Annotated in this window: 21 protein-coding genes; 12 read left to right on the top strand and 9 right to left on the bottom strand. The window is 64.1% G+C overall.

From position 1 onward, the window contains the following. Positions 1-95: 95 nt before the first annotated feature. The 6 genes from CU669_RS20045 to CU669_RS20020 form a co-directional block, all read right to left on the bottom strand. Entirely contained in the window at positions 96-848 is a 753-nt protein-coding gene (locus CU669_RS20045) for an electron transfer flavoprotein subunit beta/FixA family protein (protein WP_112147370.1), read from the bottom strand. Positions 849-963: 115 nt separating this feature from the next. Beyond that, the gene (locus tag CU669_RS20040; RefSeq protein ID WP_112147372.1) at positions 964-2,142 is read right to left on the bottom strand and encodes an acyl-CoA dehydrogenase; all 1,179 of its coding nucleotides are present in this window, start codon (positions 2,140-2,142) and stop codon (positions 964-966) included. A gap of 133 nt (positions 2,143-2,275) precedes the next feature. After that, complete coding sequence (locus CU669_RS20035) at positions 2,276-2,674, bottom strand: RidA family protein (protein ID WP_112147369.1); 399 nt, start codon at positions 2,672-2,674, stop codon at positions 2,276-2,278. 2 nt (positions 2,675-2,676) lie between these two features. Beyond that, positions 2,677-3,165 carry a ferritin-like domain-containing protein gene (locus CU669_RS20030; protein WP_112147368.1) on the bottom strand — a complete coding sequence of 163 codons (489 nt, stop codon included), beginning with the start codon at positions 3,163-3,165 and terminating at the stop codon, positions 2,677-2,679. A 23-nt stretch (positions 3,166-3,188) separates the two neighbouring features. Continuing rightward, a complete protein-coding gene (locus CU669_RS20025) occupies positions 3,189-4,016 on the bottom strand; it encodes a 2-oxoacid:ferredoxin oxidoreductase subunit beta (protein ID WP_112147367.1) in 828 nt (275 codons plus the stop codon). A gap of 3 nt (positions 4,017-4,019) precedes the next feature. Continuing rightward, the gene (locus CU669_RS20020; RefSeq protein WP_112147366.1) at positions 4,020-5,756 is read right to left on the bottom strand and encodes a 2-oxoacid:acceptor oxidoreductase subunit alpha; all 1,737 of its coding nucleotides are present in this window, start codon (positions 5,754-5,756) and stop codon (positions 4,020-4,022) included. Positions 5,757-6,086: 330 nt separating this feature from the next. Here CU669_RS20020 and had point away from each other — a divergent pair, with 330 nt between their 5' ends. The 8 genes from had to CU669_RS19980 all read left to right on the top strand — a co-directional run bounded on the left by had (position 6,087) and on the right by CU669_RS19980 (position 14,092). Beyond that, the gene (had, locus tag CU669_RS20015; protein WP_112147365.1) at positions 6,087-7,163 is read left to right on the top strand and encodes a 6-hydroxycyclohex-1-ene-1-carbonyl-CoA dehydrogenase; all 1,077 of its coding nucleotides are present in this window, start codon (positions 6,087-6,089) and stop codon (positions 7,161-7,163) included. A gap of 49 nt (positions 7,164-7,212) precedes the next feature. Continuing rightward, the gene (gene oah / locus CU669_RS20010) at positions 7,213-8,346 is read left to right on the top strand and encodes a 6-oxocyclohex-1-ene-1-carbonyl-CoA hydratase (protein WP_112147364.1); all 1,134 of its coding nucleotides are present in this window, start codon (positions 7,213-7,215) and stop codon (positions 8,344-8,346) included. 2 nt (positions 8,347-8,348) lie between these two features. Next, positions 8,349-9,119 (top strand): cyclohexa-1,5-dienecarbonyl-CoA hydratase, encoded by a 771-nt coding sequence (locus tag CU669_RS20005; RefSeq protein ID WP_112147363.1) that lies wholly within the window; start codon positions 8,349-8,351, stop codon positions 9,117-9,119. Between the two features lies 1 nt (position 9,120). Then, the gene (gene bcrC, locus CU669_RS20000; protein ID WP_112147362.1) at positions 9,121-10,296 is read left to right on the top strand and encodes a benzoyl-CoA reductase subunit C; all 1,176 of its coding nucleotides are present in this window, start codon (positions 9,121-9,123) and stop codon (positions 10,294-10,296) included. 4 nt (positions 10,297-10,300) lie between these two features. Then, on the top strand, positions 10,301-11,599 hold the full coding sequence (gene bcrB, locus CU669_RS19995; protein WP_112147361.1) for a benzoyl-CoA reductase subunit B: 1,299 nt from the start codon (positions 10,301-10,303) through the stop codon (positions 11,597-11,599). Between the two features lie 14 nt (positions 11,600-11,613). Beyond that, positions 11,614-12,906, top strand: coding sequence for a benzoyl-CoA reductase subunit A (gene bcrA, locus CU669_RS19990; RefSeq protein WP_112147360.1), 1,293 nt, complete (start codon positions 11,614-11,616; stop codon positions 12,904-12,906). Positions 12,907-12,927: 21 nt separating this feature from the next. Next, positions 12,928-13,767, top strand: a complete 840-nt coding sequence (gene bcrD / locus CU669_RS19985; protein WP_112147359.1) for a benzoyl-CoA reductase subunit D — start codon at positions 12,928-12,930, stop codon at positions 13,765-13,767. An 85-nt stretch (positions 13,768-13,852) separates the two neighbouring features. Further along, complete coding sequence (locus CU669_RS19980) at positions 13,853-14,092, top strand: YfhL family 4Fe-4S dicluster ferredoxin (RefSeq protein ID WP_112147358.1); 240 nt, start codon at positions 13,853-13,855, stop codon at positions 14,090-14,092. Between the two features lie 111 nt (positions 14,093-14,203). Here CU669_RS19980 and CU669_RS19975 read toward each other — a convergent pair whose 3' ends face one another. Further along, positions 14,204-16,333, bottom strand: a complete 2,130-nt coding sequence (locus tag CU669_RS19975; protein WP_112147357.1) for an O-linked N-acetylglucosamine transferase, SPINDLY family protein — start codon at positions 16,331-16,333, stop codon at positions 14,204-14,206. 78 nt (positions 16,334-16,411) lie between these two features. Continuing rightward, positions 16,412-17,095 (bottom strand): class I SAM-dependent methyltransferase, encoded by a 684-nt coding sequence (locus CU669_RS19970; RefSeq protein ID WP_112147371.1) that lies wholly within the window; start codon positions 17,093-17,095, stop codon positions 16,412-16,414. A 37-nt stretch (positions 17,096-17,132) separates the two neighbouring features. Here CU669_RS19970 and CU669_RS19965 point away from each other — a divergent pair, with 37 nt between their 5' ends. Together CU669_RS19965 and CU669_RS19960 are read left to right on the top strand one after the other, a co-directional pair. Beyond that, a complete protein-coding gene (locus tag CU669_RS19965; RefSeq protein WP_112147356.1) occupies positions 17,133-17,651 on the top strand; it encodes a YdcF family protein in 519 nt (172 codons plus the stop codon). Then, positions 17,648-18,847 carry a CaiB/BaiF CoA transferase family protein gene (locus tag CU669_RS19960; protein ID WP_112147355.1) on the top strand — a complete coding sequence of 400 codons (1,200 nt, stop codon included), beginning with the start codon at positions 17,648-17,650 and terminating at the stop codon, positions 18,845-18,847. The genes CU669_RS19965 and CU669_RS19960 overlap by 4 nt, the downstream gene beginning before the upstream one ends. A 4-nt stretch (positions 18,848-18,851) precedes the next feature. On the opposite strand, the gene CU669_RS19955 is transcribed toward CU669_RS19960, so the two are convergent. Further along, on the bottom strand, positions 18,852-19,232 hold the full coding sequence (locus CU669_RS19955; RefSeq protein WP_112147354.1) for a septal ring lytic transglycosylase RlpA family protein: 381 nt from the start codon (positions 19,230-19,232) through the stop codon (positions 18,852-18,854). Positions 19,233-19,480: 248 nt separating this feature from the next. Here CU669_RS19955 and cimA point away from each other — a divergent pair, with 248 nt between their 5' ends. Further along, on the top strand, positions 19,481-21,124 hold the full coding sequence (cimA, locus tag CU669_RS19950; protein WP_112147353.1) for a citramalate synthase: 1,644 nt from the start codon (positions 19,481-19,483) through the stop codon (positions 21,122-21,124). Positions 21,125-21,205: 81 nt separating this feature from the next. Then, the gene (locus CU669_RS19945; protein WP_112147352.1) at positions 21,206-21,949 is read left to right on the top strand and encodes an RNA methyltransferase; all 744 of its coding nucleotides are present in this window, start codon (positions 21,206-21,208) and stop codon (positions 21,947-21,949) included. The last annotated feature ends 247 nt before the right edge of the window (positions 21,950-22,196 follow it).

The following is a 22,196-nucleotide window of genomic DNA, read 5'->3' as shown; positions in this document are numbered from 1 at the left end:
CAGGTGATAGGGTCCACGAATGAACACGGATAAACACGAATAGAAATATTGATTTTCTTTATCTGTGTTCATTCGTGTTCATTCGTGGACAAGCCCTAGATCACCTTCGCTTCGTTCTTCAACTTGTCCACCAGGGCGGCCACGTCGGCCACCTTGATACCGGCCGAGCGCTTGGGCGGCTCTTCCACCTTCAAGGTGACAAGGCGCGGGCTCACATCGACGCCCAGATCGGCCGCGGTCACCGTGTCGATGGGCTTCTTCTTCGCCTTCATGATGTTGGGCAGCGACGCGTAGCGCGGCTCGTTGAGGCGAAGATCGGCGGTCACCACCGCCGGAAGCTTCAAGGTCACCGTCTCGAGACCGGCATCGACCTCGCGGGTCACCGTGATGGCGTCCGAGCCGATCTCCACCTTGGAGGCGAAAGTGCCCTGCGGACGACCCAGCAGCGCCGCCAGCATCTGGCCGGTCTGGTTGGAATCGTCGTCGATGGCCTGCTTGCCCAGGATGATCAGGCCGGGGCCTTCCTTGTCCACCAGCGCCTTCAGCAGCTTGGCCACGCCCAGCGGCTGAACCTCGTCATCGGACTGCACCAGGATGCCGCGATCGGCCCCCATGGCCAGCGCCGTGCGCAACGTCTCCGACGCCGCCGCCGGACCCACCGATACCGCAATGATCTCGGTGGCCTTTCCGGCTTCCTTAAGCCGAACAGCCTCCTCGACCGCGATCTCATCGAACGGATTCATGGAGAACTTAACGTTCTGAGTCTCCACACCCGTGTTGTCGGCCTTAACCCGGATCTTGACGTTGTAGTCAATAACCCGCTTGACCGCGACAAGCACCTTGACCATGGGCCTCTCCTATAGACGGGCGCGTCACCGACGTGACACGCCCGTGTTCCCTCAACCTTCGGGCCTTGCCCGCAACGCCTCGCCAAGGAACACGTTCCTTGGCTCGTCGATTTCCTTACGAGAAGGCCTGGATGCCGGTGATGGCGCGGCCCAGGATCAGCGCATGGACGTCATGGGCGCCCTCATAGGTGTTCACCGTTTCCAGGTTTACCATGTGGCGGATGACGTGGAACTCTTCCGAGATGCCGTTGCCGCCGTGCATGTCGCGCGCCATGCGGGCGATGTCGAGCGCCTTGCCGCAGTTGTTGCGCTTGATCAGCGACACCGCTTCCGGCGCCCAGGTGTCGTCGTCCATCATGCGGCCGACCCGGATGCAGGCCTGCAGGCCCAGCGTGATCTCGGTCATCATGTTGGCGAGCTTGAGCTGCGGGATCTGGTTGGCGGCCAATGGGCGGCCGAACTGCTTGCGGTCCAGCATGTACTGGCGCGACGCATGCCAGCAGAATTCGGCGCTGCCCAGAACGCCCCAGGCGATGCCGTAGCGGGCCTTGTTGAGACAGCCGAACGGACCGCCCAGGCCGGACGCGTTGGGCAGCAGGTTCTCGTCGGGGACGAAAGCCTCGTCCAGCACGATCTCGCCGGTGATGGAGGCGCGCAAGCTGAGCTTGCCCTCGATCTTGGGCGTGGAGAAGCCCTTGGTGGCGCGATCGACGATGAAGCCCTTGATCTTATTGTCATGGGCGTCGGACTTGGCCCAGACGATGGCGACGTCGGCGATGGGGCTGTTGGTGATCCACATCTTGGTGCCGGTCAGCAGATAGCCGCCGTCCACCTTCTTGGCCCGGGTGCGCATGGAGCCGGGATCCGAACCGGCGTCGGGCTCGGTCAGGCCGAAGCAGCCGACGATCTCGCCGGTCGCCAGACGGGGCAGATACTTCTTCTTCTGCGCCTCGGTGCCGTAAGCATAGATGGGATGCATGACCAGCGAGGACTGCACGCTCATGGCGGAGCGATAGCCGGAATCCACCCGCTCGACTTCGCGGGAAATGAGGCCATAGGCCACATGGTTGACGCCCGGCCCACCGTATTCCTCGGGGATGGTCGGGCCCAGCAGGCCCATCTCGCCCATCTCGGTCATGATGTCGCGGTCGAAGCTTTCGTCGCGGAACGCCTTCATGACACGCGGCTGGAGCTTTTCCTGGCAGTAGGCGTGGGCGGCGTCACGGACCATCTTTTCGTCTTCGGAAAGCTGGTTCTCGATGAGGAAGGGGTCGTCCCACTTGATCTGCTGCACGGCCGAATGCTCCTGGCTGAATGACGCGATGCGCCACCATGAGGCATTCAAGCCATCATTGGAAAACTATATTTTCTATGGCTGCCATAAGAATTCGTTATGTGCGGGGAATGGCGCCCGCCATCACATCCCGTCAGTCGGGAATGACCGCCGTGGCTTCAAGCTCGATCTTGGCTGGATGATCCAACAGATCGGCCACGAAGATCATGCTCATGGCGGGATAGTGGCGGCCCATCAGCTTGCGCCAAATGCCACCCAGTTCGCGGCGCGCCTCCAGATAGCGCGGCTTGTCGATGCAAAAAGCGGTGATACGGATGATGTGTTCCGGCTTGCCGCCCGCCGCGTCCAAGATGGCGATGATGTTTTTCAGCGCCTGTTCGAATTGCGGGACGATGTCCTCGCTTTCGAACACCTGCCTGGCGTTCCAGCCCACCTGACCGGCCAGGGCCAGCACCCTGCCCTTTGCCGCGAGAATGCCGTTGGCATAGCCGATGGGCGCTTCCCAGCCTTCGGGCAGGATGGTCTGGTGCATGGTCAGTCTCCGGCTTCCCAATTGGGCGGATCGTCATCGTCCTCCCAATCCTCGGGGGGGATGTCCTGGGCGTCGCGCAAGGCCCGCATCTCCTCCACATGGCGGGTTTCCCGCTCCACCAGACGCGCGGCCTCGGCCCGCACCTCGGCATGGGGGGATTTTTCCGCCACCAGGGTGAACAGGGCCAGGGTTTCTTGCTCGTGGCATAGGGCCAGATCGACGGCGTGCCAGGGATGCATAAGGTAATGAACCGCGCCGGGATCGGCGATCTCGGGATCGTCTTCTCCCCACGGAATGGTGCGCGGCGCATCGCCCACAAGGGCGGGGAAGTCGGCGGCATGCCGATCCTCGCCCTCGGCCAGCATGCGAAAGGCCTCGGCGGTATCGAGATTACACGAAATCTCGAAGGCCTCGGCCAGTTCGCGGTAGCGTTCCGCCGATCTCTCTTCCATCAAGCGGGCGACGGAAAGGAGATCGGCGGAGGTCTTCACGGACTCGAAATCAGGCGTTCGCCTCAAAGAGTGAACTCCGCGTCCAGATCGGCCACCTGGGCCGTGGCAATCTTTTCCTTGCCATAGGACACCCGATTGCCGCGATAGAGCACGCCGCAGTTATAACCGTCGTCGGTCATCAGGCGACGAGCGGCCTGGGCGGCGTCGTTGGTGGAATCGATGGCCACCTTGCGCATGGTATCCTTCCACTCCCGCTGTTCCTCGCGGAAGGTGATGCAGGGGCTCATGATGGCGACGAAGGAAAAGCCGGGATGCTTGATGGCTTCGGCGATGATCGCGGCGGTGCCGTTCGGATCGCCCGAGAAGCCGCGCGCCACGAAATTCGCCCCCGCCGCCAGCGCGATGGCCAGCGGATGGAACGGCGTCATGCCGGTGCCGCCGGGCGGCGCCATGGCCGAGGCGTCCCAATCGGACTCGGTGGTCGGAGAGGGCTGGCCCTTGGTCATGCCGTAGACCCGGTTGTCCATGACGATATAGGTCAGGTCCACATTGCGGCGGCAGGCGTGCAGGAAGTGATTGCCGCCGATGGAAAAGCCGTCGCCGTCGCCGCCCGCCACCAGGACGGTGAGATCGGGACGGGCCAGCTTCAGCCCCTGGCCCACGGCCAGGGCGCGGCCGTGGATGGAGTGGAAGCCGTAGGTGTTGGTATAGGCCGGAATGCGCGACGAGCAGCCGATGCCCGACACGACCGAGGTCTGGTGCGGGGCGAGGCCGAGATCGGCGAAGGCCTTGGTGATGGAGGACAGCACGGCGTAATCGCCGCAACCCGGGCACCAGACCGGCTTGACGTCGGACTTGAAATCCTTGGCGGAGTAGGTAACTGCGGTCATGGCTTACTTCCCCATCTTCAGGAGGCGGGCGTGGATTTCGCCGGGACGCATGGGCAGCGGACCGGGACGCGACAACTGCTCGGGCTTGACCGGCAGGTCGTATTCGCCACGCAGATAACGGGTGAATTGGCCCAGATGGCTCTGTTCGACCACCAGGATCTTCTTGACGCCCTTCAGCGCGTCGCCCAGATGCTCGGGCCGGGTCGGATAGATCAGGCGCAGGGCGATCAGCTTGGCGTTGACGCCGTCGGCGCGGGCGCGGTCGACCGCCTCGCGGGCGGCACCGGTGCACGAGCCCCAGGTGATGACGGCGATGTCTCCCTCGCCCTCGATGGTGGCCCAATGGTTGCCGTAGTCATGGCCGGTCAGCTTGCGCTGGCGCTTGTCCAGCTGCATGACGTGATCGGAGGACTGCGAGGTCGGGGTGCCGGTCTCGGTGTGCTCCAAGCCGTCGGCGGTGTACTGGCAGCCGGGCTGGCCGGGAACCGGCATGGGGGAGATGCCCGAGGCGGTATTGGCGTAGCGCTTGAACACCTCGCCTTCCGCCGGGGCTTCGGCCACCAGGCGCTTGCCCACGAATGCCACGTCGGCGGGCGCGTCGATGATGCCGCGGCTCTGGCCCAGGGCCTGATCCGACAGCACGATGCAGGGGCTCTGCAGAGCCTCGGCGAGATAGACGCCCCACTGGGTGGTGAAGATGCAGTCGCTGATGGAGTTGGGCGCCACCACCAGATGGGGCGCGTCGCCATGCAGGCCGTAAACGGCGATGTTGAGGTCCGACTGCTCGCACTTGGTGGCGATGCCGGTCGACGGTCCGACACGCTGCACATCGACCACCACGACCGGGGTTTCCGACGCCATGGACAGGCCCAGGCCCTCGATCATCAGCGATAGGCCGGGACCGGCGGTCGAGGTGATGGAGGCCTCGCCGCCATAGGAGGCGCCGATGCACATGTTGACGGAAGCCAGCTCATCCTCGGCCTGCACGAACACGCCGCCGACCTTGGGCAGGGCGGAGCTTAAGTACTCCAACACTTCCGTGGCGGGGGTGATCGGATAGGCGGCGCAGAAGCGCACGCCGCCACGAATGGCGCCCAGACCGGTGCCGTAATTGCCGGTGATGGTCCAGCGCTTGACGTCCTTGGCCTTGGGGGCGCCGATCTTCTTGCACTCGCCCAGGGTGGCGGCGGCTTCGGCGCCGGCCTTAACGCCGGCCACCGAGGCCTCGAAGGCATCGGCGCGCTTCTTCTTCAGCGACTTGCCGAGAACCTCGGTCAGCGGAGCGACGGGGAAGCCGATCAGGGCGGCGACCGCGCCCAGCGCGATCATGTTGGGACGACCGCCCGGAATGGCCTTGGCCAGATCCTTCATGGGCAGGTGGACGATGCGGGCGCCGCTCTTGACGTAAGCTTCCGGAACTTCGCCAGCCGACGGGTCGCAAATGACGATGCTGTTCTTCGACAGCGGCAATTCGGCGGCGAAGCGCTGAACGCCCTGCCAGTCGATGGCCAGCATGATGTCGAAGGTATCGTCGACCGAGGTGATCGGATCGACACCGAGGCGCACCAGGGCGGCGGCTTCGCCACCGCGAATTTGCGGACCGGAAGACCGGCCGAACAGCGCATAGAAACCAGCCTCGGCCGCTGCGTCGAGAAACATGTTGGCGGCGGTCATCACGCCGGCGCCGCCGCTGCCGCACATCGCTATAGAGACAGATCCAGATCCGGAACTCGTCGTCATAATTTTTCTTCCCCCGAAAGGCCCCTCGACCTCGATGTCATGGGTTGCCTGGCCACGGTTCTTTGGTTCGTTCGAACGCGGCCACGCCCTCCAAACCGGCTGTTCCGGCGGCTGACGGTCCCGCGCACCGCTCGTCGATATCGCCCAGCGATTCTCCAAACGTGTTGGGACTAGGTGCATACCACCCCTTTGGGTCGGACTACAAGCCCACAAGGCATGCTTGACTGCTAAATCGGTATTGTGGTACGCATTTACCCAATAATACACGCCGACATGAATTCCGGGCCAACCCGGGGACCGGATCGGCAGCCTTTGAGGAGAGGGAAACGCATGAGCACGCAGCCGTATCGCTGGATGATGACCGGAGTGGCCCAGCCCATGGTGAAGGAGCCGATGGAGATCGGCGGCCTGGAGCCGGGGGAGGTGTTGGTCGCCATCGCCGGATGCGGTGTATGCCATACGGATATGGACTATTATTACAATGGTGTGCGCACCAATCACGCCCTGCCCCTGGCCCTGGGCCACGAGATCAGCGGCCGCGTCCAGGCCGCCGGGGCCGGGGCCGAAAGCTGGATCGGCAAGGCGGTGATCATTCCCGCCGTCATCCCCTGTGGTGAATGCGACCTGTGCAAGCGCGGCAAGGGCACCATCTGCCGCAGCCAGAAGATGCCCGGCAACGACCTCCAGGGCGGCTTCGCCACCCATGTGAAAGTCCCCGCCCTGGGTCTGTGCCCGGTGGACGAGGCCCGCCTGAAGGCCGCCGGTCTGGAACTGGCCGAGGTTTCCGTGGTGGCCGACGCGCTGACCACCCCCTATCAGGCCGCCGTTCAGGCTGGCATCGGCAAGGGCGATCTGGTGATCGTCATCGGCTGCGGCGGCGTCGGCGGCTATTCCGTCCAGGTGGCCTCGGCCATGGGCGCCACCGTGGTGGCCCTGGACCTGGACCCGGCCAAGCTGGAAGCGGTGAAGGCCTCGGGCGCCAGCTTGGGGCTGAACCCCAAGGACTTCGCCTCGACCCGCGACCTCAAGAAGGAAATCGGCGGCTTCGCCAAGGCCCAAGGCCTGCGCTCCACCGAATGGGTCATCATGGAATGCTCGGGCAGCGTGCCCGGCCAGCAGACCGCCTTCGACCTGATGGTCCATGGCTGCACCATCTGCGTGGTGGGCTACACCATGAACAAGGCTGAATTCCGTCTTTCCAATCTGATGGCCTTCCATGCGCGCGCCCTTGGCAATTGGGGCTGCTCGCCCGATTTGTATCCGGGTGCCCTGGAACTGGTTCTGTCGGGCAAGGTCAACGTCAAGAATTTCGTCGAATGTCGGCCGCTGGACTCCATCAACGAGACCTTCGCCGCCGTTCACGACCACAAGCTGTCGCGCCGCGCCGTGCTGCGGCCCCACACCTGACAACCTGGGCGTCGTAAAAAATCAAATCAAGAGAGGGAGAACCATCGCCATGAAGAAGGAAACCGCCGCTATCGTCCAAAAGACGGCGCCCGGCCACCTCAATGACCACAATCTGGTCAAGACCGAAGTCGTGCCCGGCGTTCTCTACGAGAAGCGCCCCGCCAAGCGTGCCGACGGCACCGTGGCCGAGGGCCTCTACAATGCCTGGATCACCCTGGACAACCAGAAGCAGTACAATTCCTACACCACCGACATGGTGAAGGGCGTCATCATGGCGTTCCGCGACGCCTCGAACGCCCGCGACGTCTCCTCGGTGGTGTTCACCGGCGCTGGCGACAAGGCCTTCTGCACCGGCGGCAACACCAAGGAATATGCCGAGTACTACGCCGGTAATCCGCAGGAATACCGCCAGTATATGCGGCTGTTCAACGACATGGTCTCGGCCATCCTGGGCTGCGACAAGCCGGTGATCTGTCGCGTCAACGGCATGCGCATCGGCGGCGGTCAGGAAATCGGCATGGCGGCCGACTTCTCGGTCGCCCAGGATCTGGCCAAGTTCGGCCAGGCCGGGCCGAAGCACGGTTCCGCCCCCATCGGCGGCGCCACCGACTTCCTGCCGGTCATGATCGGCGCCGAGCTGGCCATGGTTTCCGGTTCGCTGTGCGAGCCCTGGTCGGCCCACAAGGCCTATCGCACCGGCATCATCATGGACGTGGTCCCGGCGCTGAAGGTGGACGGCAAGTTCGTTCCCAACCCCCTGGTGATCACCGACCGCTATCTGGACGAATTCGGCCGCATCATCCACGGCGAATCCAAGACCGGGGCCGAACTGGCCGCGGGCAAGGAGCTGTTGAAGAAGGGCACCGTCGATCTGTCCCTGCTGGACGCCAAGGTCGAGGAAATCTGCGCCAAGATCCTGCACACCTTCCCCGATTGCTTCACCAAGACCATCCAGGAACTGCGCAAGCCCAAGCTGAACGCCTGGAACGCCAACAAGGAAAACAGCCGCGACTGGCTGGGCCTGAACATGATGACCGAGGCCCGCACCGGCTTCCGCGCCTTCAACGAAGGCCCGAAGGACGACCGCGAGATCGACTTCGTGGCCCTGCGCCAGGCCCTGGCCAAGGGCGCGCCGTGGACTCCCGAACTGATCGAGTCGCTGATCCCCAAGGCGGAAGGCTGACCATGGCCGACTCCGCTCTCAAGGTTTGGCGGGATCGCGACGGCAAGCTGCTGCGGCTGCGGCTGTCGCGCCCCAAGGCCAATATCGTCGATGCCGAGATGATCGCCGCCCTGACCAAGGCCTTGGCCGAGGCCAGCAGCGACATCCACGTCAAGGCGGTGTTGATCGACCACGAAGGTCCGCATTTCAGCTTCGGCGCCTCGGTGCCCGAGCACATGCCCGACCAGTGCGCCGCCATGTTGAAGGGCCTGCATGCCCTGATCATCGCCATGGTGGAATACCCCGTTCCGATTCTGGTGTCGGTGCGGGGCCAGTGCCTCGGCGGCGGACTGGAAGTGGCCCTGGCCGGCCACATGATGTTCGTCGCTCCCGACGCCAAGCTGGGCCAGCCCGAGATCATCCTGGGCGTCTTCGCCCCGGCGGCGTCCTGCCTGTTGCCCGAGCGCATGCCGCGGGTGGCGGCCGAGGATCTGCTCTACTCCGGTCGCAGCATCACCGGCGAGGACGCCTTGCGCCTTGGCATCGCCAATGCGGTGGCCGACGAGCCGGAAGCCGCCGCCCTGGCCTGGTTTGATGCCGGACCGGCCAAGCATTCCGCCTCTTCGTTGCGCTTCGCGGTCAAGGCCGCCCGTCTCGGCATGAACGAGCGGGTCAAGGCCAAGATCGCCGCCGTCGAAGAGCTTTACCTTAACGGCCTGATGGCCACCTTCGACGCAGTCGAGGGATTGAACGCTTTCGTCGAAAAGAGAGCGGCACTTTGGGAGGACCGATAGGATGTCTGGAAAGAATAGGACCGTCGCCGACATCGTGGCCGTTTGCCAGGAGATGTTCGAAGACCTCAGCTTCAATTACGCCCGCAAGTGGAAAGCCGCCAAGCCCGGCCGCAAGGTCGTCGGCTTCCTGCCGGTCTACTCGCCCCTGGAAATGATCCATGCCGCGGGCTGCCTGCCGCTGGGCATCTTCGGCGGCGGCGACCAGATGGAAGTCATCCATGGCGACGCCTACTATCAGAGCTATATCTGCCGCATTCCGCGCTCCACCATCGAACTGGGCGTCACCAACCGTCTCGACTTCGTCGACGGCATGATCTTCCCGTTCGTCTGCGACGTGATCCGCAACCTGTCGGGCATGTGGAAGATCATGTTCCCCAACGTGTGGACCAAGTTCTTCGACACCCCCCAGAACTACATCCCCAGCATCGGCGGCACCTATTACGAACAGGAGCTGCTGGAGCTGAAGGAAGGTCTGGAGCACATGACCGGCCGCAAGATCAGCGACGACGACATCCGCAACTCCATCAAGCTCTACAACGAGAACCGTCGTCTGGTGCGTGAGGTCTATGCCTTCCGCGCCAAGGAGCCCTGGAAGGCCCCGACCTCGGAGATCTACCTGCTGATGCGCGCGGGTCTGATGATGGACGTGGAAGAGCATAACCAGATGCTCAAGGACTACATGGCCGCCGCCAAGGCCGAGGACCGGCCGAAGCGCGACAATGTCCGCGTCTCGATCTATGGCTCGTTCTGCGAGCAGCCGCCGCTGAATCTGATCAAGTCCATCGAGATGGCCGGTTGCTATGTGGTCGATGACGACTACTCGCTGAACAACCGCTTCCTGATGGTCGATGTGCCGTCCACCGGCAATCCGCTGAAGGCCTTGTCCGATACCTATATCGAGAACTCGGTCGAGACCTCGTGCAAATACGTTCCCGACGGCAAGGTCAAGGGCGAGTTCCATGTGAAGGCCATCAAGGCCTGCGGCGCCGAGGGCGTGATCTACGCGACCCCGTCCTTCTGCGATCCGGCCCTGCTGGACCGTCCGATGATCTGCTCCAAGCTGTCGGAAGCGGGCATCCCCTACATCGCCTTCAAATACGCCGAAAATTCGGGCCAGATGCAGCCGATCCGCGAGCAGGCTGGCACCTTCGCCGATTCCATCAAGCTGTGGAGCTGACATCATGAGCAAGCCTGAAGCCGTCAAAGAAGCATCCATGGAGATGCAAAAGGCGATGATCGCTCGGAACTACGACGCGATCACCTCCAAGCACGAAACCGGTCGCAAGGTGTCGTCCACCTTCGTTCCCGGCAATCTGAACGAGTTGTTGATGTGCTTCGACATCGTCAACAACCTGCCCGAGATCAACGCCATCCAGGCCGGCATGCGCAAGGCTTCGGGCGGCTACATCATGGAAGCCGAGAAGTCGGGCCACTCCGAGGACGTCTGCACCTATGTGAAGGCGGATATCGGCCAGATGTCCAAGGGCAATATCGCGCCGAACGGCAAGCCCTATCCCAATCCGGACGTGCTGATGCTCAGCTATACCGGCTGCTACACCTTCATGAAGTGGTTCGAGCTGCTGCGTGAAGAGTACAAGTGCCCGACCCTGATGCTGCACGTCCCCTATGAGGGCGATGGGCATTCCACCAAGAACATGCGCGACTATATCGTCAAGCAGCTCAAGGAAGTGGTCATTCCGGGCCTGGAGCAGGTCTCGGGCGTCAAGTTCGACATCGACCGCCTGCGCGGCTACCTGAAGGCTTCGGCCAAGGCGGAAGACGATCTGGTGTGGTGCCTGGAGCAGGGCAAGGTCAAGCCGTCGCCCATCGACGCCTATTTCGGCGGCGTCTACTATATCGGCCCGATCTTCACCGCGTTCCGCGGCACCGACGACGCGGTCGAATACTACAAGATGCTGCGCGCCGAAGTGCAGGGCCGCATCGAGAACCATCAGGGTCCGCTGACCCCCGAAGGCACCTATTTCAACGACCAGAAGTACCGTCTGATCGTGGAAGGCCCGCCCAACTGGACCAACTTCCGTGAATTCTGGAAGATGTTCTATGACGAAGGCGCGGTCGTGGTCGCTTCCTCCTACACCAAGGTGGGCGGTCTTTACGACCAGGGCTTCCGTCACGACCCGGAAAATCCCCTGGAGAGCCTGGCCGACTATTGCCTGGGTTGCTACACCAACTTGAACCTGCCGACCCGCGTGGATCTGCTGGCCAAGTATGTGGAGGAATACGAGGCCGACGGCCTGCTGATCAACTCCATCAAGAGCTGCAACAGCTTCTCGGCCGGTCAGTTGATGATCATGAAGGAAGTCGAGCGTCGCACCGGTCGTCCCGGCGCGTTCATCGAAACCGATCTGGTCGACCCCCGCTACTTCTCGGCGGCCAACGTGAAAAACCGTCTGGAATCCTACTTCCAGATGATCGAGCAGAAGCGCCGTGGCGGCGGCTCCAAGACCGTGGCCGCGTAAGGGAGGAATTCACAATGCGTTGTTTCATCGGCATCGATCTGGGCTCCACCACCACCAAAGCCGTGGTGATGGATGAGAACCTGCAGATCATGGGGCGCGGCATCACCAATTCGCGTTCCAATTACGATACCGCGGCCGCCGTTTCCAAGCAGGAAGCGCTGATCGACACCCGCCTCACCCTGTTCCGTCGCGCCCTGGGCGGCGTGCCGGAAGTGGCGGGCAAGGTCGACGACATCCTGGCCGATCTGGAGCGGAATTTCCGTCACGTCCAGTTCCTCGAGCAGTTGGACGATCTCGAGCGCACCTGCATCACCAACATCAAGGGCCCACGTTTCGCGGGTCGCGAGCGGGCGGTGATCGAGGCTCTGGAAGGCACCTTCTCGCGTCTGCGGACCAGTTCGGCCGCCCAATACGCCCCCGGCGTCAAGCGCAAGTCCGACTTCTTCCGCGATCTGGCCGGCGCCGAGTTCATGAGCCACGGCGAAGCCGTGTGCAAGGAAGCCGGTCTCGGCTTCGACCTGATCCTCAACGTCTATGACAAGTCGATCATCGAAGTGGAAAACCGTCCGCCGAGCGGCGACATGGAGGGCAAGTTCGTCCGCGCCCTGGAAAAGGGCACCATGACCGGTTCCTCGATCCTGGCCCCGGTGCAGTCGGCCCTGGCCATTCCGCTGGAGGAGACCTATGTGGTCGGCACCGGCTACGGCCGCGTCCGCCTGCCCTTCCCCAAGGAGCATATCCGCTCCGAGATCCTGTGCCACGGCCTCGGCGCCCATATGATGTACCCGGAAACCCGCACGGTGCTCGACATCGGCGGCCAGGACACCAAGGGCATCCAGGTGGACCCCGTCGGCATCGTCGAGAACTTCCAGATGAACGATCGCTGCGCCGCCGGTTGCGGCCGCTATCTGGGCTATATCGCCGACGAGATGAACATGGGTCTGCACGAGCTCGGCCCGCTGGCCATGAAGTCCAACAAGCAGGTTCGCATCAACTCCACCTGCACCGTGTTCGCCGGTGCCGAGTTGCGTGATCGTCTTGCCCTGGGCGAAAAGCGCGAGGACATCCTGGCCGGTCTGCACCGCGCCATCATCCTGCGCGCCATGTCCATCCTGTCGCGCGCCGGTGGCGTCAAGGACCAGTTCACCTTCACCGGTGGCGTCGCCAAGAACGAGGCGGCGGTGCGCGAGCTGCGCAAGCTGATCAAGGAAAACTACGGCGACGTCACCATCAATATCGACCCGGACTCCATCTACACCGGCGCTCTCGGCGGAGCTACCTTCGCCGTCCGCGCCGTCGTGAATTAGTCGGGAAGGGAGGATACCTGAATGTCTGAACTCATCACCACCGGCGTCGATATCGGCTCGGGTTGCATCAAGACCGTCGTCTTCAAGGTGAATGGCGACAAGGTCGAGTGGCTGGGCAAGGAAACCGCGCGCATCCGCAACCGCGACCCCTTCCAGCTGACCAACGAAGCCTATGACAGCATGCTGAAATCGGCGGGCGTCAGCCCCAAGGACGTGGCCTATGTGGCGTCCACCGGCGACGCCGAAAACCTCAGCTTCGCCACCGGTCACTTCTACTCCATGACCACCCACGGCCGTGGCGGCCTGTACCTGAACAAGGACGCCCGCGCCGTGCTCGATATCGGCGCGCTCAACGGCCGCGCCATCCGCATGGATGGCTCGGGCAAGGTGTTGTCCTACAAGATGACCAGCCAGTGCGCGTCCGGCTCCGGCCAGTTCCTGGAGAATATCGCCCGCTATCTGGGCATCGCCCAGGACGAAATCGGCAGCCTGTCCCAGAAGGCCGACGACCCCGAGAAGGTCTCGTCCATCTGCGCCGTGCTGGCCGAAACCGACGTCATCAACATGGTGTCGCGCGGCATCTCGGCTTCGAACATCCTCAAGGGCATTCACGTGTCCATGGCGGTGCGCCTCGCCAAGCTGCTGAAGTCCATCGGCGCGGTGGAAGGCATCGTCCAGGTCACTGGCGGCCTGGCGCTCGATACCGGCCTGGTCGCCGCCCTCAACGAGGCGGCCGAGCAGGAAAAGGTCAATCTGGTGGCGGTGGCCAACCCGGACTCCATCTATGCCGGCGCCATCGGTGCCGCGCTGTGGGGCGCCTTCCGTCACGAAAAGCTGGCCCGTCTCGGCCAAGCGGCGTAGTATGCGGCATCTTCCGGCCACCCGCCAATAACGCGGGGGCCGGAATTTGGCCGTTAATGGGGTTGCGACGAGAGAGGATCATCCCATGTCCCTGAAGATTACCGACGACTGCACCAGCTGCGACGCCTGCGTCTCCGTGTGCCCGAACACCGCCATTTCCGCCGGCGACGTGATCTATGTGATCAACCCGGCCGCCTGCACCGAGTGCGTCGGCGCCGAAGACAGCCCGCAGTGCCAGATGGTCTGTCCGGCCGACTGCATCGTCGTTGGCGATGTGGAAAGCAAGGACGTTCTGATGGCCCGCTATCACTCGCTGCACGGCTGAGCGATCGCGCGTCCTGCGAAGAAAATCCCCGTCGGAGCGATCCGGCGGGGTTTTTTGTTGGATGTCTAAAGCCTTAATCCTCTCTCCCGCCTGTGGGAGAGGACGTTTACGTCACGTCTTCTTGCACCAACGACGCCACAGCGCCCGATAGGTCCGTTCGAGATGCCGGGCTTTGAGCCGGGCGTTGCACAGCGGCGAGGCCGCCACTCTTTGCCGCAATTCGGACCGAAGCCGCGCCAGGTTGTCCGGTTCGGCGCATAAGGCCCGGCACAGTTCGACATATTCGTCGACGCTGTGGGCCACCAATGCGCCAAGGCCAATGGGGTTCAAGATCCCGGCGGCCCAACGGCCCACCATGGTCTCGCCCAGCAAAGTGACCACCGGCACCCCCATCCACAGGGCCTCGAAAGTGGTGGTCGAGCCGTTGAAGGGGAACGGATCCAGGGCGACGTCGATCCCGCCGTAGCGCGCCAGATGCGAGTTTGCGTCCTCCTCGCCATCGCCCAAGCTGATGCGGGTTGGATCGATGCCCTGCGCCGCCATGATGCCCAGCACCCGCTGGGCCACGCTTGGATTGGCGAACCAGTTCTTGTATTTCAGCACGAGGCGCGCGCCAGGTATCCGCTTCAGCACAAGGGCCCAGGTGGCCAGGGTCGCCTCGGACAGCTTGGCCGGATTATTGAAACTGCCGAAAGTCGGCACTCCCTTGGTCAGAAGGGGCGGTGGCGCCACCGGCGGGGCGTTGTCCAAGGGCGCATGAAGATAAAAACTGGGCAGCCGGATCGGGCGCTCGGTGAACAGCTCGGTGGGACGGCGGGGCACCATGACCCGATCGGCGATGATGGCATCCATGGCGGCCAGCCCGCTGGTGGCGGCGTCGTGAAAGCTGATCTGGACCGGGGCGGGACGGAACATGGCAATACGCGGACGATTGAGGTCGAAGCGTCCGGCCAGATGGATCAGAACGTCGATGCCGTCGTCTCGGATCTGGCACGCCACCTCCTCGTCCCCCATGGCACGGATGGAGCGCCAGCCCTCGGACACGGCGCGGAACCGCTCGGTCATGGCATCGGGCTTATCCAGATGGGCATAAAAATGCAGCCCCACCCGGTTTTGGTCATGGGCTTCGAGCAAGGGCAGCATGTTGCGTCCGACCGGATGCTCCAGAAAATCGGACGAGACCAATCCTATCCGCAATCGCCGCTCGGGATCGCGCGGATTGGCGAAGACGCCTGGCGACGGGGGCGGAACCGGATAGCAGGCGGTCTCGAATGCCCGGTGGATGGCGAAACGGTCCTGGGGCGACAGGTCACTGCCGTAGAGCAGCGTCGCCAGCAAGGCGCGATGGGCCGCGTCATAATCGGGCTTGATCGCCAGCGCCCGGCCAAAACTATCCATGGCCTCGCCCCGGCGTCCCAGATCGTTCAAGGCCATCCCCAGATTGGTAAAGCCCTCTACCCGATCCGGCCCTAGGCGGCAGGCGGTGGCGAAGGCCTCCGCTGCCTGATCCTGCCGCCCCTTGGCCTTCAACACGGCGCCCCGGTTGATATGGGCATCCAAATAATCGGGCTTGGCCGCCAACGCCGCGTCGAAAGCCGCCAGCGCCAAGTCATCCTCTCCCAGGGCCTGAAGGGAAACACCCCGATTGAACTGAGCTTCCACCCGGCCGGGATGGCGCATAAGGGCGATGTCATAGGCGCCGACGGCGTCCTGGTAGAGCCCCAGATCGTGCAAGATCACGCCGCGATTATAGTGGGCCTCGGCCTGATCGGGGCACAATTGGAGGGCGGCATCAAACGAGGCAAGGGCCTGATCCAACCGCCCCAGCTCATGCAGGGCCAAGCCCTTGTTCAGATGTGCCTCCACGAGGCGAGGGTTGCGGTAAAGGGCGGCGTCATAGGCCGCAACCGCCTCCTCGGGACGACCAAGTGCCCTCAGCGCGTTTCCAAGGTTGTTGTGCGCTTCGGCGAAGCCGGGGTTGAGCCCGATGGCCCGGGTGATCAGTTGAACGGCGGACTCATTATTACCGCACTGATGGGCGACCAGTCCGAGAAGGTGAAGCGCGTCGACATGGCGCGGCTCCTTGGCCAGGATGCGGTGATAAAGCGCTTCCGCCTCGGCCAGCCGCCCCGCCTGATGATGCCCAAGGGCCAGTTGGAACAATCCATTGAGATCGTCGCCCAAGGCGGATACGGGGGAGGCCCCGGTCTTGGCCTGGGCGCGTCGCTGCTTACGATTCATGGCCTCAGGATCAACGGAAATAGTCTTCTGCCGCAATACCGAAGTTCAGTATATTGGCACGGCTTTTCCTTACGGAAATCAAACCTTCCGCAGCAAATTGACCCGCATGGGCTGCTCGAAGGCGAAGCCGCCATCGGGAGAGGGCTGGGCCAGCTTGGCGAAGCGCTCCCGCATCTCGGCATCCAGGACGGCGAATTTGGTTTCCCGCTCGTCGTTGGCCGAGACGATCTTGTCGCGGAAGGTTTCGTAGTCCTTCATCACCATGGGATGGACATAGGTGAATTCCGCCGATTCCTCCAGCCCGTGCACCCAGGCGCCCTTGACGGCGGCCAGGGCGGCCCCCCTCACCCAGGTCTCGTCGTCGATGGGCCGCACCGCCTCGAAGAAGGGACCGAAAGGCAGCGGCTCGGACACATAGACCTCGCCGTCGGGCCTGAGCACGCGGGCGGCCTCGGCCATGGCCTTGGCCTGATGGGCGATGGGAATGTGGTGCAGGCTGTTGAAGAAGATCACCAGATCGACGCTTTCGTCGTCGAAGGGAAGGTTCTGGCCGACGCCCTCGACGATTTCCTCGTCGCCCACCTTGGCCGCCGCGCGGGCCTTGGCCAGTTGGCGCGGGCTGCATTCGATGCCGGTGGCATGGGCGCCGAAGCGGGCGAGCAGCCGCGGCAAGGCCCCATCGCCGCTGCCCACGTCGATCACCCGCTTGCCTTCCAGCTTCAGCGTCTCCACGATGACGTCGGTGTTGCGGCGTTTGTCCAATTCATCCTCCATGGGCGTATCTGCAATTGCTAAAGTGATGATGCCACCACCCGCTGAAAACTTCGATGCCGCCATCGTACTGGGCGCGATGATTCTTTCCGACGGAAGTCCCAGCCCCGCCCTGGCGCGCCGGGTGGCCCGCGCCGTGGCGCTGGCCCGATCCGGCCGGGTCGGCCATCTGCTGATGACCGGCGGACCGGTGCGCCACCCAAAGCCGGAATCCCATGTGATGCGCGACATGGCGGTGGCGGCGGGAATCGCGCCCGACCGGATCGTCACCGAGGAGGCATCGGTCAACACCATCGGCAATGCCCGCCTGTGCCGTCCCATCGTCGCGCAACGGGGATGGCGGCGCCTGCTTCTGGTCACCGACGCCTGCCATATTCCCCGCTCGCTCTACGTCTTCCACCGTCTCGGTCTGCGGGTCAGCCCCTCGGCGGTCTGGCCCGTCTGGCCGCCCGCCCGCGAATGGTGGCTTGCCTGGCCGCGCGAGGCGGCCGCCCTTCCCTGGACCATGATTCGGGTGGAACGGCTCAAACTGAAGGAAACGCCATGACCAAGCCGCTGACCGGCATCCGCGTCCTCGACATCGCCACCTTCATCGCCGCGCCCTATGCCGCCGCCATCCTGGGAGAATTCGGCGCCGAGGTGATCAAGGTGGAACAGCCCGACGGCGGCGACACCTTCCGCCATTTCGGCTCCATCACCGAACGCGGCGGCGATTCGCTGATGTGGCTGTCGGAGGCACGCAACAAGACCTCGGTCACCCTGGATCTGCGCAAGCCCGAGGGCAAGGCGCTGTTCCTGAAACTGGTGGCCGAGGCGGATGTGGTGGCCGAGAATTTCCGCCCCGGCACCCTGGAAAAATGGGGCCTGGGCTGGCAGGAACTTTCAGCGGTCAATCCCGGCCTGATCCTGCTGCGCATTTCCGGTTACGGCCAGACCGGCCCCTATAAGGACCGTCCCGGCTTCGCCCGCATCGCCCATGCCTTCGGCGGTCTGTCCTATCTGGCGGGCCTTCCCGGCGGCGTGCCGGTGACGCCGGGCTCCACCTCGCTGGCCGATTATATGAGCGGGCTCTACGGCGCCATCGGGGTGCTGGTAGCGCTGCGCCACCGCGATGCCACCGGCCAGGGCCAAGTGGTCGACCTCGCCCTTTACGAATCGGTGTTCCGCGCCCTGGACGAAATCGCCCCGGCCTTCGCCATGTTCGGCAAGCAGCGCGAGCGCGAGGGCGCCGGAACCGTCAACGCCTGCCCCCACGGCCATTTCCGCTGCGCCGACGATGCCTGGATCGCCATCGCCTGCACCACCGACCGCATGTTCGCCCGCCTGTGCGAGGCGCTGGGCCGCCCGGAACTGGCCGCCCCCGAGTCCTGGGGCCTGCTGCGCAATCGCCTGGCCGCCCGCGACGGTGTCAACGCCCTGGTCAGCGCCTGGACCGAGGCCAGGACGCGCGACGAGGTCATGCGGCTGTGCCTGGAGTTCGAAGTGCCCGCCGCGCCGCTCAATTCCATCGCCGACATCTTCGCCGACCCGCAATTCCAGGCCCGCGACAATCTGCTGACGGTGATGGACCCCGATCTGGGCGCGGTGGTGGTGCCCGGCGTGGTGCCCAAGCTGTCGCTGACCCCCGGCGGCGTCGAGCGCCTCGGCCCCCGCCTGGGCGACGGCAATGACCGCGTCTATGGGGAATTGCTGGGATTAAGCGCGGCGGAATTGGCGGCGCTGAAGGCCAAGGGGGTCGTCTAACACCCTACTCCGTATACCCCACCACCTGCATCTTGACCGGCACGGCGCCCAGATAGGTCATGTGCAGACGGCGGGCGGCGGCCTGGGACAGGTCGATGGCGCGGCCAGTGAAGGGGCCGCGATCGGTGATCACCACCACCACCGACTTCTTGCGGTCGGGGCGCGAGACCTCCACCAGGGTGCCGAACGGCAGGCTGGGATGGGCCGCCGTCAGGGCCTTGGGATTGAACTTCTCGCCATTGGCGGTCCGCTGGCCCTTGAAGCCGGGACCGTACCACGAAGCGGTGCCGAAACTTTCACGACCGAGCTGTGCATCGGCGCGGACGGGAGAACTTCCCACCACCACAAGCATGGCCGCAATGGCTGCTGCCTTGATTGCTTTCATCGCCAAATCCCTTCGGCTTTAACCTTCAAACGGGCGCACCCTAACCCCCTAAATCCTAATCTTCGGTGAACGAAACCACATTTGCGAATGAAATGTAAACATTCTTGGCGCAACGCCCTACCTCAGCCCTAGGCGGGAATAGGCAATCGGTTGGCCCGGACGGGGCTGTATCTCCTTGCCCCCACCCCCCGTCCTGGGGCATGTTTCCTCTCTTTCCTCCAAGCATACAGGGCTGGACCGGGACCATCATGAGCGAGCGCGTCTACATCTACGACACCACCCTGCGCGACGGCGCGCAGACCCAGGGAGTGGACTTTTCCGCCGCCGACAAGGCGCGGATCGCACGCGAGCTTGACCGAATCGGCATCGACTATGTGGAGGGCGGCTGGCCCGGCGCCAATCCCACCGACGACCAGTTCTTCGCGGTCCCGCCGACCTTCAAGCGCTCGCGCCTGACCGCTTTCGGCATGACGCGTCGTTCGGGCCGTTCCGCCGATAATGATCCCGGCTTCAACGCCCTGCTGACCACGCCCGCCCGCATCGTCACCATGGTGGGCAAAAGCTGGGACTTCCAGGTCACCGTGGCGCTCGGCATCGAGCTCGACGAGAATCTGCGCATGGTCTCGGACTCGGTGGCCCATGCCAAGACCCGCATGGAAGAGGTCATGTTCGACGCCGAGCATTTCTTCGACGGCTACAAGGCCAATCCCGCCTATGCCCTGGCCGCCGCCAAGGCCGCCTATGACGCGGGAGCGCGCTGGGTGGTGCTGTGCGACACCAATGGCGGCACCCTGCCCCACGAGATGACCCGCATCGTCGGGGAAGTCATCGCGGGCGGCGTGCCCGGCAGCCATCTCGGCGTCCATTGCCACAACGATTCCGACACCGCCGTCGCCAATTCCCTGGCCGCCGTCACGGCGGGCGTGCGTCAGGTCCAGGGCACCCTGAACGGGCTGGGCGAGCGCTGCGGCAACGCCAATCTGGTCTCCATCATCCCGGCCCTGATGCTGAAGATGGGCTATGACACCGGCATCAGCCCCGAAGACCTCAAGAATCTCGTCTCGGTGTCCCGCGCCCTCGACGAGGTTCTCGACCGCCACCCCAGTCGCGGCCAGCCCTATGTGGGCGGCTCGGCCTTCGCCCATAAGGGGGGGCTGCATGTTTCCGCCGTAGCCAAGGATCCCAAGTGCTACGAGCATATCGCCCCCGCCGCCGTGGGCAATGTCCGCCACATCGTCATGTCCGATCAGGCGGGCCGCTCCAATCTGGTGGCCCGCATGGCCGAGATCGGCGTCGATCTCGACACCGTCAAGCGCGACGCCCTGGTTGCGGTGGTCGAGCAGATGCAGGTCAGCTTCGATCCGCACGAGGTCAAGGATCTGGTGGATCTGGTCAAGCGCCTGGAACACGAAGGCTATGCCTACGACCAGGCCGCCGCCAGCTTCGAACTGCTGGTGCGCCGCGCGCTCGGCGAGGTGCCGCGCTATTTCGAGCTGGAACGCTACCGGGTCATCGACGAGCGCCGCCGCAACGCCAAGGGTGACTGGATCACCCTGTCGGAAGCCACCGTCAAGGTGGAAGTCGCGGGCAAGGAGTATATCGAGGTGGGCGAAGGCACCGGTCCGGTCCATGCCTTCGACGTGGCGTTGCGCAAGGTGCTGACCACCGTCTATCCGGAGCTCACCGCGCTGGAACTGAAGGACTACCGCGTCCGTATCACCGAAAGCACGGTGGGCACCGCCGCCAAGACCCGCGTCACCATCGAAAGCGAGGACGACCAGGGCCATCTGTGGACCACCGTCGGCGTCCACACCAATGTGCTGGAAGCCTCGCTGGAAGCCCTGCAGGACAGCATCACCTTCATGCTGTTCCGCTACCGCGACAATGGCTAGGCACGGATGCGGGCAAGATGCCCGCGCTCCTCGTGACGGTCACGGAGCGCGGGCATCCTGCCCGCACCAGCCGCTCCCGATATGACAGGCCCCGCCATCATCCTGGTCCGGCCGCAACTGGCCGAGAACATGGGCACCGCGGCGCGGGCCATGCTGAACTGCGGCCTGACCGATCTGCGCATCGTGGCGCCTCGCGCCAATCCGCTGGACGAGCGCGCCATCGCCGCCGCCTCGGGCGCCGATACGCTGCTGCTGGGCGCCAAGGTGGTGGAGACCACCGCGGAGGCCGTCGCCGACCTCAACCGGGTGTGGTGCACCACCGGACGCGACCGCTACATGGTCAAGCCGGTGGATACCCCCCGCCAGGCCGCGAGCGCCATGCGCGCCGCCGAGGCCCAAGGACAGCGCTGCGGCATCCTGTTCGGACCCGAGCGCACCGGGCTGGAAAACGACGACGTCGCCATCGCCGACACGGTGCTGACGGTGCCGCTGAACCCCGATTACTGCTCGCTCAATCTGGCCCAGGCGGTGCTGCTGGTGGCCTATGAGTGGTTCCAGACCGACGCCGCCACCGAACTGCCCGCCATGACCAAGGGCGCCGAGGGACCGGCCTCCAAGGAAAAGCTGCTGACCTTCTTCAATCACCTGGAACGGGAATTGGACGATTGCGGCTTCCTGCGCATCCCCGACAAGCGCCCCACCATGGTGCGCAATCTGCGCAACATGTTCCAGCGCGCCAATCTGACCGGCCAGGAAATCCAGACGCTGCACGGCGTCGTCCACGAACTGGTGACCTATCGCCACCGGAAGGGCGAGGGGAAGTAGTCCCGCCCGGCGGCCGAGAGGTAAATATCAATCGGCGTTCAAGCGGATGGGCCGGGAAATGGGCCACAGATGCACACAGATACCCGCTGCGCGGGACACAGATAAGAAATGATCTCAATTCATCTGTGTTTATCTGTGTTCATGTGTGGACGGCCCCTGCGTTGCAAGGAAAATGTGAAGCAGGCACCACCGGTCTGGGGCAGTCATGTGTCCGGCCTGTTTGCGCGGCATACCTGGCCGCTGGCCA

It is taken from the genome of Paramagnetospirillum kuznetsovii (assembly GCF_003284725.1).
GTDB classification, from domain to species: Bacteria; Pseudomonadota; Alphaproteobacteria; order Rhodospirillales; family Magnetospirillaceae; genus Phaeospirillum; species Phaeospirillum kuznetsovii.
Note: the sequence above shows the minus strand (reverse complement) of the source record. Positions and strands in the feature narration are given on the sequence as shown.